We start from the raw sequence: 13,569 nt of genomic DNA on the forward strand, positions 1-13,569 counted from the left end.
TTAGGTGGGTGCGTGTCACCCACCTGGCCGTCTCAGCGGTTCTCGTGCTTCCGCTGGTCGTGACGTCGGCCGACGCCAGCGCCGGACCCCCTCCGCCGCCCGTCTCGCTGTCCAGCGTCCTCCCGGCCCCGGTCCGGGCGATCCCGGACCCGGCGGCGTCGTTCACGCTCACCCCGGACACGGTGATCACCGCGGACGGCGCCGCGACGCCGATCGCCGAGCAGCTAGCCACCGCCTTCCGCCCGGCCACCGGTTTTCCCCTGCCGACCGCGACGAAGCCGGCCGCTGGGGCGATCAACCTGCGGCTCACCGGCCGCGGGACCGGCGAGGCCTATCGGCTGGTCGTCACCGCGAACCGCGTCGATCTGACCGCCGGCACCCCGGCCGGGCTCTTCAACGGCGTGCAGACCCTCCGCCAGCTCCTGCCGCCCGATGTCGAGTCGGACCGGGTCCAGCGAGCCGACTGGGTCATCCCGGGCGGGCGGATCGACGACCGCCCGCGGTACGCCTACCGGGGCGCGATGCTCGACCTGGCCCGCCATTTCCACACCCCGGACGAGGTCAAGCGGTACATCGATCAGATCAGCCGCTTCAAAATCAACTACCTGCACCTGCACCTCACCGACGACCAGGGCTGGCGGATCCGGATCGACAGCTGGCCCCGGCTGACCGCCGTCGGCGGCGCACCCGGCACCGGAGTGGGCGGCGAGGGCGGCGGGTTCCTCACCAAGGGCGACTACCGCGATCTGGTGGCCTACGCCGCCGCGCGGTACGTGACGATAGTCCCCGAGATCGACATGCCCGGACACGTGAACGCGGCGCAGGTCGCCTACCCCGAGCTGACCTGCGACGGCGTCGCGCCGAAACCCCGGACCGACATGTTGGTGGGCTACAGCTCGCTCTGCGCCGGCAAGGAGGTCACCTACCGGTTCGCCGAGGACGTGATCCGCGAGCTGGCCGCCATGACGCCCGGTCCCTACCTGCACATCGGCGGCGACGAGGCGCACTCCACGCCGCACGCGGATTACGTGACGTTCCAGAAGCGCGTGCTGCCGCTGGTCCGGAAATACGGGAAAACCGCGATCGGCTGGCAGGAGATCGCGGCCGCGAGCCCGCAGGACGCCATCGTCCAGTACTGGCATGAAGACCCGAAGATGGCGAAGATGACCGGAAAAGTCATCATGTCTCCGGCTGATCGCGCCTATCTGGACATGCAGTACGACAGGCTGACTCCGGGCGGCCTCAACTGGGCGGGCACCACCGAGGTGGACAACGCCTACTCCTGGAATCCCGGCAAGCTGCTTCGGTCCGTACCGGAGGAAAGGGTCTTCGGGGTTGAAGCGCCGCTCTGGTCGGAGACCCTGCGTGATCTCGACGACATCGAATTCCTGGCTTTTCCGCGGCTGGTGGCGATCGCCGAGATCGGCTGGTCGCCGCGAAGCGACTGGGACTCGTTCCGGACCCGGCTCGGCGCCTACGGCCCACGGTGGACGCGACAGGGCGTCCGGTTCTACAGCTCGCCGCAGATCCCCTGGAGTTAGGGAACCTGCGGCGAGGTGAGACGCGAGGAGAAGTCGATCAGGCCGGCGTAGCGGCCGGGCGGCGACCCGCCACGATCTCGTCCGACACCACCGGGAAGTGGCACGCGGTGAGGTGCGACTCCGGGTCGTCGAGCCGGGTGACCAGCGGCGGCTCCTCGGTCGCGCAGATGTCCTGCGCCTTCCAGCAACGGGTGCGGAACCGGCAGCCGGACGGCGGGTTGATCGGGCTCGGCACGTCGCCGGTGAGCAGCACGCGCTCGCGCTGCGCGCGATCACGCCGGACCGGGTCGGGCACCGGGACCGCCGACATCAGGGCCACCGTGTACGGGTGACGCGGGTTCTTGTAGAGATCGTCCCGGTCCGCGATCTCCACGACCTTGCCGAGGTACATCACGGCGACCCGATCGGAGATGTGCCTGACCACCGAGAGGTCGTGCGCGATGAAGACGTAGGTCAGGTCGAACTCGTTCTGCAGGTCTTCCAGCAGGTTCACGACCTGGGCCTGGATCGACACGTCGAGCGCCGACACCGGCTCGTCCGCCACGATCAGCTTCGGCCGCAGCGCGAGCGCCCGGGCGATGCCGATGCGCTGGCGCTGACCGCCGGAGAACTCGTGCGGGTACCGGTTGTAGTGCTCCGGGCTGAGGCCGACCAGTTCCAGGAGCTCCTGCACGGCCTTCTTGACGCCCTGCGGAGTGGGGATGTTCTGGATCTGCAGCGGCGCCGCGATGATCGAGCCGATCGTGTGCCGCGGGTTCAGCGACGAGTACGGGTCCTGGAAGATCATCTGGACGTCCCGGCGGAGCGGCCGCATCTGCGTCACCGACTTGTGGGTGATGTCCTCACCCTCGAAGACGATCTTGCCGCCGGTCGGCTCCAGGATCCGGGTGAAGAGCCGGCCCAGCGTCGACTTGCCGCAGCCGGACTCGCCGACCAGACCCAGCGTCTCGCCGGAGCGAACCTCCAGGTCGATGCCGTCGACGGCGCGCACGGCGCCGACCTGGCGCTTGAAGAGCCCTTTTGTGATCGGGAAGTGCTTCTGCACCCCGGTCGCCTCGAGCAGGTTCTCGCTCATCGTTCTATTACTCCCCGCTCAGAGGTTCGGAAGCACTTCTTCCTGGAAGATCTTCGTGCGCAGGTCGGGCGGCAGATGGCAGGCGACCCCGTGGGGACCGCCGCTGAGGACCGGCACCTCTTTGAAGGAACGGTCGCCGTTGCGGCCCGCGTAGGGGCAGCGCGGGTGGAAGGCGCACCCGTCCGGCAGGTTGATCAGGCTGGGCGGCGAGCCCTTGACCGGGTTGAGCCGCTCGCGGACCTCACGGTCGAGGCGCGGCATGCTGCCGAGCAGACCCCAGGTGTACGGGTGCTGCGGACGCTGGAACAGGTCCACGGCGGGACCCCGCTCGATGACCTTGCCGCCGTACATGACGAGCACCTCGTCGGCGAGCTCCGCCACCACACCGAGGTCGTGCGTGATCATGATGACCGCGGAGCCGAACTCCTCCTGCAGGTCCCGGATCAGGTCCAGGATCTGCGCCTGCACTGTCACGTCGAGAGCCGTGGTCGGCTCGTCGGCGATCAGCAGCTTCGGGTCGTTGACCAGCGCCATCGCGATCATCGCGCGCTGGCGCATACCCCCGGAGAACTGGTGCGCGTAGTCGTGGAAGCGCCGCTCCGGCTGCGGGATGCCGACCCGGGCCAGCATGTCGATGGCCCGCTCACGGGCGGCCTTCTTGTTCACCCCGGGGTGGTGCACCCGGTACGCCTCGACGATCTGCGACCCGACCGTGAAGTACGGGTGCATCGCGCTCAGCGGGTCCTGGAAGATCATCGACATCTTGCCGCCGCGCAGCCCGCGGACCTCTTCGTCGGTGGCGGTGACCAGCTCCTTGTCGTCGAGCCAGATCTCCCCGGCCACCTTCGCGTTGCTGCGGGTGCGGTGCAGGCCCAGCACGGCGAGCGAGGTGACGCTCTTGCCGGAGCCGGACTCGCCCACGATGCCGAGCGTCTGGCCGGCCCGGAGCGAGAAGCTCGAACCGGAGACGGCCTGGACGATGCCGTCGTCCGTCTCGAAGCGGACGTTGAGGTCCTTGACCTCGAGGAACGGACGGTCGGTAGCCGAACTGGCGGACATGTTCCTCTCCCTCAGCTCAGCCGCACGCGCGGGTCGATGACGCCGTAGACGAGGTCCACGATCAGGTTGGCGAAGACGATGAAGAACGCGGCGATCAGCGTGATCCCCAGGATCACCGGCAGGTCGTTGCCGCGGATCGCCTGCAGCGCCTGGTAGCCCAGGCCACGCAGGTTGAAGACCGTCTCGGTGAGGATCGCGCCGCCGAGCAGCGCACCGAGGTCCAGACCGAACACGGTGACGATCGGGGTCAGGCCCGACCGGAGGGCGTGCTTGCCGATGACCGTGCGCTCCCGCAAACCCTTGGCGCGGGCCGTCCGGATGTAGTCCTCACCGAGCGTCTCCAGCATGTTCGCCCGGGTCAGGCGGGCGTACGTGGCGGCGAAGAGGAAGGCCAGCGTGATCCAGGGCAACAGCATCTGGACGAACCAATCACCGGGACTCTCGGTGAACGGCACGTAGTTGCTCTGTGGCAGCCATCCCAGTGCGTACACGAAGATCGCCGAGGAGAGCAGACCGGTGAAGTAGATCGGAAGCGACACACCGGCCAGAGCGACGGTCATCGCCGTCCGGTCGATCACGCTGCCTCTTCGGAGCGCGGAGATGACACCGGTCGTGACACCGCCGATGAGCCAGAGCACCGCCGCACCGAGCGCCAGTGACAACGTCACCGGTAGATCGCTGAGCAGAAGGGGAGTCACCTCCTGCTCGGTCTTGAACGAGTAACCCAGGCACGGGGCCGGGCAATGGGTGACGTCCGGTCCGTTCGAGTAGTCCCGGCCGACCACAAGCCCTTTCAGGAACTTGCCGTACTGCACCAGGATCGGGTCGGCGAGGCCCATCTTCGTGCGGATGCCCTCGAGCGACACCGCATCGGCTTGCTTGCCGACATAAAGCAGCGCGGGATCACTGCCGGTGATCTTCGGCACCATGAAGAAGATTCCGAAGGTCACGAACGTGACCACGAGCAGCGTGATGACGGCGTTGATCAGCCGCCGGATGAGGTAAGCCAGCACGACGTTCGGCCAAAGGACGGGCGGGCACCGGTTGCGAGAACCGGTGCCCGCCCGCCGCGGGCGGCCTTCACCAACCCTTCGAATTACCCGTTGCTGTTAGAGCCGCGAACGACTGAGCCGTTTTCAACGTGACGAGGGCCTCGCTCGCCGGCGCTGGACAACGGCCCGGCAGCCTCAGGCCCGATGTCAGGTTGAAAATTGCTCACTGTTACTTGCCGTCGCTGACGCCGAGGGCCTGGAAGTCCAGCATGCCAAAGCTGTCGTGCACGTAGGCGTTCGTCAGCCGCGGGTTGCGGTAGTTGAGCGCCTTGTCGACCACGAACGGCAGGTAGTACGCGCCTTCCATGACCTTGTGGTTCACCTGGCTGTAGAGCTCCGCGGCCTTCGTCGGGTCGGTCTCCGCGGCCGCCTGGTCGAAGAGCGCGTCGATCGACGGGTCCTTGATCAGGGGGAGGTTGTAGTTGCCGTTCTCCAGGATGAAGCGGCTGTCCACCAGCGGCTGCAGGTAACCGGAACCGGTCGGGTAGTCGGCGCCCCAGCCAGCGATCATGATGCCGTAGCCCTTGCTCTTCACGTTGTCCGGCGAACCGATCACGGAGGAGAGCTGAGCGCCGTCGTACTGCTCGATCGCGGCGTTGATGCCGGCCTGCTTCAGCGAAGCCTGCAGCGCCTCGGCGCTCTTGATCTCGGCCGGCTTGTTGTTGCGGACCGCGATCTTGGTGTCGAAGCCGTTCGGCTTGCCACAGGCGGTGAGGGCCTTCTTGGCCTCCTCGATCTGCGGCTTGCCCTGGAGCCGGTTGAACGGGTCGTACTTGGCGTCCGAGCCGGCGATGTTCGGCGGCAGCATGCTGGTGCCGATGTCGCCACCCGCGATCGGGCCGCCACGAGCCGTCTGCAGCGAGGTCGGGTCGGCCGCGTACATCACGGCCTTACGGCACTCGATGTTGTCCAGCGGAGCGACGTCGGTCGCCAGGCCCGCGTACCGGATGAAGCCGGTGGTCGGGGTGTCGGCGTTCGCCTTCAGGTTCGGGTCCTGGAGGATCTTGGTCCGGGCCGTCGCCTGCACACCGGTCTGGCCGACGTCGAGGTCCGCGGTACCGGCGATGAGCCGGGCGTCCATGTCCTCGGCGTTGGTGGTGATCGTCAGGTTGATCGCGTCCGGCAGCGCCTTGCGGATCGTGTCCGTGGCAGGGTCCCAGTTCGGGTTGCGGACCCAGGCCGCGCCCTTACCCGGCTGGATGCTGCCTTCCTTGAACATGTACGGACCCGAGGAGGCCGGCGCGGCGTTGTACTTGGCGCCGGTGTCCCGCTTCTGCGGAACCGGACCGGCACCCGGCATCGCCAGCATGTAGAGGAAGTCCGACTGCGGCTTCTTCAGCTTGAAGATGATGGTGGAGTCGTCCGGGGTCTCGACCGACTTGAGGCCGAGCTTGTTCGGGTCGGTGTCCTTGTACGGGCCCGGGTACTTCTGGCCCTGGTCCAGGACGTCGATCAGGTAGACCGGGCCGCCGGGGATGACATCCTGCGCGAAGATGCGCTCGATGCCGTACTTGATGTCCTTCGACGTGATCGGGCTGCCGTCGTCGAACTTGGTGCCGGTCTTCAGCTTGAAGGTGTAGGTCAGCTTGTCCGCGCTGATCTCCGGCAGGGCCGCCGCGAGGTCGGGCTGGAGCTCCAGACCGCCCTTGCCCGGCTCGGCCGCGTAGTCGACCAGCTTGCGGGTGTAGAGCCGGTTCAGGTTCCAGACGAACGCGTAGTAGCCACGCGCCGGGTCCCAGTAGTCAGCGTCCTGCGCACCCCACAGGTTGAGGGTACCGCCCTTGGTGGTGGAGGGGTTCACCACGCTGGTGATCGCGGCGTTGTAGGCAGCCTTGCCGCCCGTAGTGCTGGTGTTGCCGCTGTCGTCACTGTCCGACCCACCGCACGCAGCAGTGGTCAGTCCCAGCACGACGGCGACGCCGGCTGAGGCTATCGCCCTTGTCTTTCGTGACACCTGTTCTCCTACCTCCTCGAACAGCGGAGCCGTACGGTCCGCCAAACATGCGATGTTCTTCGACAACCCCTGTGTCAGCGGGCCTTCGGGTCGAGCGCGTCGCGCAAGCCGTCACCGAAGAGGTTGAAGGCCAGCACCGTGATGAAGATCATTGCGCCAGGAATGATCATGTAGGTCGGGTTGATCGAATACGTGGCGACGGCATCCGAGAGCATTCCGCCCCACGACGGGTTGGGCGGGGGGATGCCGACACCGAGGAAGCTCAACGCCGCCTCAGTCAGGATGTTGGTCGGGATGATCAGCGTCGCGTAGACGAGGATCGGGGCCGCCAGGTTCGGCAGCAGCTCGCGGAAGACGATTCGCGGCGATCGGGCGCCCATGCTGCGCGCCGCCTCGACGAACTCACGCTCACGCAGCGACAGGGTCTGACCGCGCACGATCCGGCCGATGTACGGCCAGCCGAAGAACCCGATCACGCCAACCAGGACGACGATCCGCGACCAGCGGCTGTCCAGCCCGAACATCGTGCTGGGCAGCACCGACACCAGGGCGATCGAGAAGAGCAACTGCGGGAACGCGAGCAGGAAGTCCATCACCCGGCTGATCACCGAGTCGACCCAGCCGCCGAGGAAACCGGCCGCCGCGCCGAAGACCGTACCCAGGAAGGTGGAGACGAACGCGGAGAGGAAAGCGACAGTGAGGGACGTCTGCGCGCCGTAGAGAATCCGGCTGAACACGTCCCGGCCGGAGGTCGGCTCCACACCGAGGAGGAAGTCGGAGCTGATGCCACCGAAGTCCCCGATCGGGGTGCCGAACGTCGCGTCGATCTGATCCTGGTGGTACTCGTCGATCGGGTACCCGAACAGCTTGGTCAGCACCGGAGCGAGGATGGCCAGGGCGATCAGCAGCAGAACGACGATCCCGCCGCCCATGGCGACGCGGTCCTTCTTCAGCCGACGCCAGGCGATCTGCCTCAGCGACCGGCCGGCGATCGCCTTCTCGCCAGGCTCCCGCTCATCAGCCGCGTCGATGGTCGCCACCGTCTTGTCGTCGGTGATCGACGCTTCTGGGCCAAGCGACATCTATTCGCCGGTCCTCTCCCAGTCGCCGAGCGACGGGAGCCCACAGCCACAGGTCGAGGACACACGGAAAATCCCCCGAGCGGTGACGATGGCCCACGTAGCTAACGGCAACCGATCGGTTATCGCATGCCTCGAGTGCCGACTCTCGCTGCGCCGGCCGAGATCAGATCGACGCCACGAGAGCACTCGACGGCGGGTGTGGCCGCCATCGAGAGGAACATTCACCTAGTGAGTGCTCCGGGTCAAGTTCACGGACGGCACGCGGACGCTTCCGTGTCTCCCTCGTGATGTCTCTGTGACCTAGACGTTGAACCAAACGGAAATTACCTCGTCGACGGCCGTTAAGGAGCGAATCGGACGCAACCGGTCGCAAGGCGTTACATCCGCGTTACGAGACGTAGATTCAGATCGCTCTACGACCCTCGAAAGCCCGGCCTAGAGTGATCTCGTCGGCGTACTCCAGGTCGCCGCCGACCGGCAGACCGCTCGCCAGACGGGTCACGGCGATGCCCATCGGCTTCACCAGGAGGCCCAGATAGGTCGCCGTGGCCTCACCCTCGGTGTTCGGGTCGGTCGCCAGGATCAGCTCCTTCACCTCACCCGTGCCCAGCCGGATCAGCAGCTCGCGGATCTTCAGGTTGTCCGGGCCGACGCCCTCCAGCGGATTGATCGCACCGCCGAGAACGTGGTACCGCCCCCGGAACTCGCCGGTCCGCTCGATCGCGACGACGTCCTTCGGCTCCTCCACCACGCAGAGCACCTCGTTGGTACGGCGGGTGTCCCGGCAGACCCGGCACTGATCAGACTCGGCCACGTTGAAACAGGTCGTGCAGAACCGAACCAGCTCCTTGACCTTGCGCAGCGCGCCGGCCAGCCGGTTCACGTCCGCCGGGTCGGCGGAGAGGATGTGGAACGCGATGCGCTGAGCCGACTTCGGGCCCACACCCGGAAGCCGGCCCAGCTCATCGATCAGGTCCTGGATGGCACCTTCGTACACGGATCAGAACCCCGGCAGGGAGAAGCCACCGGTCGCCGGTCCCATCTTCGACTCGGCCAGCTCACGCTGCGCCTCCGCGGCGTTGTGGATGGCCGCCAGCAGAAGATCCTCCAGCGTCTCGACGTCGTCGGCGTCCACCGCCTTCGGGTCGATCTTGACGGCCTTGAACTCACCCAGACCGGTGATCGTCACGGTCACCAGCCCGCCGCCGGCGGTGCCGGTCAGCTCCGCCTCAGCCAGCTCGGCCTGCGCCTGCGCGACCTGCTGCTGCATCTTCTGCGCCTGCTTCATGATCTGCTGCATGTTCGGCTGTCCACCGGGGCGCATGGCACCGCTCCTCAATCTTCGTTCCCTAAACCGCCATCGATGACCCACGGCGGCCGAAAGTTACCGCCGCCAGCGTAGCTGTATAACTGGCTCCGCTTCGCTCCGCGGCGATTGCCTTGTAACCGGTGAGATGACAGGCGGTTCTCCGGCACCGCAAACCCCGCGGCGTCGGAGAACCGCTTGTCATCTCACCGGCGGCAATCGCGGGATGTTCTGGTCGTCCGTGGCGCGGCCTGCGGTTCTGGTCGTCCTGGTGCGGCCTGCGGTTCTGGTTGTCCTGGTGCGGCCTGCGGTTCTGGTTGTCCGTGGCGCGGCCTGGGGTCAGAGCTCGCCGATCTTCTCGGCGCCGAACGCGTCCCGGAGCAGCTGCATGGCGAGCTCCTCGCCGCTCTGCCGGGCCGTCTTCTCGTCGAGCACGTCGTCGAGCGGCTCGTCACCGGGGTCGAAGCCCTCGATGGCGGCGGCAGCCGCCGGCGGACCGTCGAACTCGGGGTCGTAGGGCGCCTCCTCGGTCGGCGTCCCATCCGACCACGCGGCCCCGCCACCGGCTGCCCGGCCGGCCGCCATTCCAGCACCGGCGGCGCTGGCCGCCCGGGCCGCCGCCAGTCCACCGCCTACGGCACCGGCGCCGGCCGCACGAGGCGCCGCCGGTCCACCGCCGGCGCCAGCGGGTCCAGCCGTGCCGAGCCCGCCGGGGGCACCGGCTGCGGACCCGCCGGAGGGTCGCGCCGCTGCGGCATTACGAGCAGCGGCAGCGGCAGCGCGTGCGGCTTCCATCGCCGCTGACCGAGCAGGGGCCGCCTTCCCCGGAGCAGGCGGACTCACCGCGGCAGGCGGACTCACCGCAGCAGAAACGTTCACCGCAGCAGACGCGCTTCCCGTGGCAGACGTGCTTCCCGCGGCCGGCGTGCTTCTCGCGGCAGGCGCATTGGCGGGCGGAGGCGCCGGAGCCGGATCGACCGGCACGGCGGCCGCGGGCGCACCCGGTGCCGTGGCCGAGGGCGCCGGAGCAGCCGGCGCGGCGGCGGGCGGCACGGCAGCGGCGGGCGCACCCGGTGCCGTGGCCGGTGGCGCCGACGCGGCGGGCTCTGCCGACGGGGACGGATTGGTCGGTGGCCGAGCAGCGGCACCGGGCTTGACCGGCTCAGGCCAGTCGTCGTCGGCAGCGATCGGCGCTGACGCCCGCGGAGCGGCACTTCCCGGCCGAACGGGCTCAGGCCAGTCGGTGTCCCCCTCGTCGGCCACCTGCGCCGGGGAAGACGGCTCCGGGGAGGCGACGGCCGGAGGACGGGCCGGGGCCGGCCATTCGTCGTCGGAGTCCGGTGATGAGGGCCGCTGAGGCCGGGAGGGGCGCGACTCGGTCCGGCCGGTGTTGCGCTCCGGGGCACTGGACGACGCCACCGGCGCTGGCTGTGGCGCTCGGCCGGGAGTGGCGGACGACGGGCGGCGGTTCGGTGACTGGTCCCGGCTGCCGGCGGTAGCGCTCCGCGCCGGAGGGGCCTCGCCGACCTCGCAGCGGATCTGCCACTGCCCGCCGAGCGCCCGCCGGAACGCCTCGGTGATCACGTCCTGGTAGCCGGTGACCAGCCGTTCCGCGTATTTCGGGTTCGGCGCGCCGAAGACGACCGTGTCGCCCTCGACCGCGCGCAGGTCGATCCCGCTCTTCTGCATCACGCCGACCTTTTCGTGCGAGCGGCCGAGGTCCAGCCAGGCGGCACGGACGTCCTCGAGCCGGTCGACGGGAGGCGCGGCGGGCGCGGGCGCGGCCGGCTCGTCGTCCCACGGAGGCGGTTCCTCGTCGTAGCCACCGTCGGCGACCGCGTTCCAGTCGGGTGCCCCCGGAACGGCCGGAACCGGAGCGGCCGGCGAGACGGGAGCGGCCGGAGCCGCAGAAACCGGCGCAGCCGAGGCGGGCGCGGCGGAGACCGGCGCGGCGGAGACCGGCGCAGCCGAGACAGGCATGGGCGAGACCGGAGCGGCCGGTGAGACAGGGACGGCCGAGACCGGCGCCTCCGAGACCGGCGCCGGGGAGACCGGGGCCGCCGCGCGAGCGCCCGCACCAGCAGGCCGGGCCTTCGCCGCAGCGGCCGCCGCCGCGGCAGCAGCCATCGCCGCGGCCTTGCCCCCGCCGCCGAGCCCGGCGTCGCCACCGGAGCCGACGTTGCCCCCGCCTCCTGCGCCCTGCGGTGCCGAGGGAGCACGGGAGATCTCGTCAGCGGAGTCGGCGGGAGTGGTGGGCTCACCCCGTACCCCAGCAAGTGACGGCCCGGCGGCCATGCCGCCGCCTCGCTCCAGACGCTCCAGGCGCTGCAGGAGAGCGTTCGAGGAGTCGTCCGCGCCGGGGAGCAGCATGCGGGCGGTGATCAGCTCGAGCAGCAGGCGGGGCGCGGTGGTGCCACGCATCTCGACCAGGCCGTTGTGAACGATGTCGGCGCAGCGGGACAGCGTCGCCGGGCCGAGCTTGGTGACCTGGGCGGCCATCGCTTCGAGCTGGTCGGCAGGGCCGTCGATCAGGCCTTTCGACACCGCGTCGGGGACCTGCTGCAGGACGATCAGGTCGCGGAAGCGCTCGAGCAGGTCGGAGGCGAAGCGGCGCGGGTCGTGGCCGGCCTCGGCGACCCGATCGATCGTGGCGTAGGCGGCCGCGCCGTCGGCCGAGGCGATCGCCTCGCACATCTCGTCGATCAGGGCCACGTCGGTGACGCCGAGCAGCGCGACGGCCCGGGAGTAGGAGACGCCCTCCGGCCCGGAGCCGGCGATCAGCTGGTCGAGGATCGACAGGGAGTCCCGCGCGCTGCCGCCGCCGGCCCGCACCACCAGCGGGAACACCGCCGGGTCGACGGTGACGCCCTCGGCCTCGCAGAGCTGCTGAAGGTACGGCCGGAGGGTCGCCGGCGGGATCAGCCGGAACGGGTAGTGGTGCGTCCGCGAGCGGATCGTGCCGAGAACCTTCTCCGGCTCGGTGGTCGCGAAGATGAACTTCACGAAGTCCGGCGGCTCCTCGACGAGCTTGAGCAGCGCGTTGAAGCCGGCCGACGAGACCATGTGCGCCTCGTCGATCACATAGATCTTGTAGCGGCTGCTGGCCGGGGCGAAGAACGCCTTCTCCCGGATCTCACGGGCGTCGTCGACACCGCCGTGGCTGGCCGCGTCGATCTCGATGACGTCGATCGAGCCGCCGCCGTCGTTCGCCAGCGACTTGCAGGAGGCGCAGACACCGCACGGGTCGGGGGTGGGGCCCTGCTCACAGTTGAGCGAGCGGGCCAGAATGCGGGCGCTCGAGGTCTTGCCACAGCCACGCGGGCCGGAGAAGAGGTACGCATGGTTGAGCCGCCCGCTCCGCAACGCCTGCGAGAGCGGCTCGGTGACGTGCTCCTGGCCGATGACCTCGGCAAACGTCCGCGGACGGTATTTCCGATAGAGGGCGAGCGCCACTCCTGCCACCTCCTGACGACCGCGCCATTGTCCGTCGAGGGTCTGACAAGAACAAACAAAGTGCCCCAGGGAATGAAAGGACCCCCCGTGCACCCGTCAGAGCCCGCTTATCCTTGCTGCCTTCCGGCCCTGGGGAGGTTCACGAGATACACGCCGCACGAGGGGCTGTTGTGAAGCCTACCTGCTCCAGTCACCGGTGTTGCGTCGACCCCCGTGCGTGTGTCGCCGCACGGACCTCTGTACTCTGGCGCACGGAGGATTCGCCTAGAGGCCTAGGGCGCACGCTTGGAAAGCGTGTTGGGTTAACACCCTCACGAGTTCGAATCTCGTATCCTCCGCCAGCTTCATCGGCGAACAGGTTAGGCCGGACCCGCGGGTCCGGCCTTCTTGCTTTCCGCACACCAGAACCTTCCGGAGAACGGACCCGATGGTGGCACCGCCGATGCCACCGCCGGTAGCATCGAAGCATGAAGATTAGCGTCAGCCTTCCCGAGGAGGATGTCAGGTTCCTCGACGAGCAGGGAACGAACCGGTCAGCTGTCCTTCACGAGGCTGTCGCCCTTCTCCGCGAACGCCGGCTCACCGCTCAGTACGCCGAGGCGTTCAGCACCTGGGACGACTCACCCGACGCGGCCCTGTGGGACGCCGCCTCCGCCGACGGCCTTCCCTCATGAGGTGGGGCGACATCGTCCGGGTCGATCTGAACCCCGTTGTCGGCAGTGAAGCGAGCAAAGTCAGGCCCGCCGTCATCGTCAGCAATGACGGCGCCAATCAAGCCGCGGAGCGATTCGGCCGGGGCGTCATCACGGTCGCGCCGATCACGTCCAACGTCGCCAAGGTCTACCCGTTTCAGGTTCTGATCGCTGCCGACGACACCCGGACCGGCCTCACCGCGGAGTCCAAGATTCAGGTGGAGCAGATCCGTGCCGTCGACGTGGCGCGCGTCAGCCGGCGCCTGGGGCGACTGCCGGCGGCCCTGCACGAACCGCTCCGCGAAGCCCTGGCCCTGCACCTGGGCTTACGAAGCCGCCAATCGTCCTAGGGACA

Annotated in this window: 11 protein-coding genes, 1 tRNA gene and 1 other RNA gene; 4 read left to right on the forward strand and 9 right to left on the reverse strand. The window is 68.7% G+C overall.

All coding sequences use genetic code 11. The features are described from left to right. Positions 1-8 precede the first annotated feature (8 nt). The gene (locus AB0F72_RS29455; protein WP_360437602.1) at positions 9-1,541 is read left to right on the forward strand and encodes a beta-N-acetylhexosaminidase; all 1,533 of its coding nucleotides are present in this window, start codon (positions 9-11) and stop codon (positions 1,539-1,541) included. 37 nt (positions 1,542-1,578) lie between these two features. Here AB0F72_RS29455 and AB0F72_RS29460 read toward each other — a convergent pair whose 3' ends face one another. The 9 genes from AB0F72_RS29460 to ffs all read right to left on the reverse strand — a co-directional run bounded on the left by AB0F72_RS29460 (position 1,579) and on the right by ffs (position 12,692). Next, positions 1,579-2,616, reverse strand: coding sequence for a dipeptide ABC transporter ATP-binding protein (locus AB0F72_RS29460; RefSeq protein WP_360437605.1), 1,038 nt, complete (start codon positions 2,614-2,616; stop codon positions 1,579-1,581). Positions 2,617-2,634: 18 nt separating this feature from the next. Beyond that, positions 2,635-3,675 (reverse strand): ABC transporter ATP-binding protein, encoded by a 1,041-nt coding sequence (locus tag AB0F72_RS29465; protein ID WP_360437608.1) that lies wholly within the window; start codon positions 3,673-3,675, stop codon positions 2,635-2,637. A gap of 11 nt (positions 3,676-3,686) precedes the next feature. After that, complete coding sequence (locus AB0F72_RS29470; protein ID WP_360437611.1) at positions 3,687-4,688, reverse strand: ABC transporter permease; 1,002 nt, start codon at positions 4,686-4,688, stop codon at positions 3,687-3,689. Positions 4,689-4,896: 208 nt separating this feature from the next. Continuing rightward, complete coding sequence (locus AB0F72_RS29475; protein ID WP_360437614.1) at positions 4,897-6,681, reverse strand: ABC transporter substrate-binding protein; 1,785 nt, start codon at positions 6,679-6,681, stop codon at positions 4,897-4,899. 74 nt (positions 6,682-6,755) lie between these two features. Continuing rightward, entirely contained in the window at positions 6,756-7,763 is a 1,008-nt protein-coding gene (locus tag AB0F72_RS29480; protein WP_360437617.1) for an ABC transporter permease, read from the reverse strand. A gap of 403 nt (positions 7,764-8,166) precedes the next feature. Next, the gene (gene recR / locus AB0F72_RS29485) at positions 8,167-8,760 is read right to left on the reverse strand and encodes a recombination mediator RecR (protein ID WP_014447953.1); all 594 of its coding nucleotides are present in this window, start codon (positions 8,758-8,760) and stop codon (positions 8,167-8,169) included. Between the two features lie 3 nt (positions 8,761-8,763). Beyond that, positions 8,764-9,087 (reverse strand): YbaB/EbfC family nucleoid-associated protein, encoded by a 324-nt coding sequence (locus tag AB0F72_RS29490; protein ID WP_014447954.1) that lies wholly within the window; start codon positions 9,085-9,087, stop codon positions 8,764-8,766. 321 nt (positions 9,088-9,408) lie between these two features. Beyond that, a complete protein-coding gene (locus AB0F72_RS29495; RefSeq protein ID WP_360437622.1) occupies positions 9,409-12,522 on the reverse strand; it encodes a DNA polymerase III subunit gamma and tau in 3,114 nt (1,037 codons plus the stop codon). A gap of 73 nt (positions 12,523-12,595) precedes the next feature. Then, positions 12,596-12,692, reverse strand: an RNA gene (gene ffs, locus AB0F72_RS29500) — signal recognition particle sRNA small type. An 83-nt stretch (positions 12,693-12,775) separates the two neighbouring features. Between ffs and AB0F72_RS29505 the strand changes: the two genes are divergently transcribed. The 3 genes from AB0F72_RS29505 (at position 12,776) to AB0F72_RS29515 (ending at position 13,564) form a co-directional block, all read left to right on the forward strand. After that, positions 12,776-12,863, forward strand: a tRNA-Ser gene (locus AB0F72_RS29505). A 126-nt stretch (positions 12,864-12,989) separates the two neighbouring features. Next, positions 12,990-13,196 (forward strand): hypothetical protein, encoded by a 207-nt coding sequence (locus tag AB0F72_RS29510; RefSeq protein WP_360437625.1) that lies wholly within the window; start codon positions 12,990-12,992, stop codon positions 13,194-13,196. After that, positions 13,193-13,564, forward strand: a complete 372-nt coding sequence (locus AB0F72_RS29515) for a type II toxin-antitoxin system PemK/MazF family toxin (protein WP_360437628.1) — start codon at positions 13,193-13,195, stop codon at positions 13,562-13,564. The genes AB0F72_RS29510 and AB0F72_RS29515 overlap by 4 nt, the downstream gene beginning before the upstream one ends. Positions 13,565-13,569: the final 5 nt, after the last annotated feature.

Source organism: Actinoplanes sp. NPDC023936, assembly GCF_040639325.1.
Classification (GTDB): Bacteria; Actinomycetota; Actinomycetes; order Mycobacteriales; family Micromonosporaceae; genus Actinoplanes.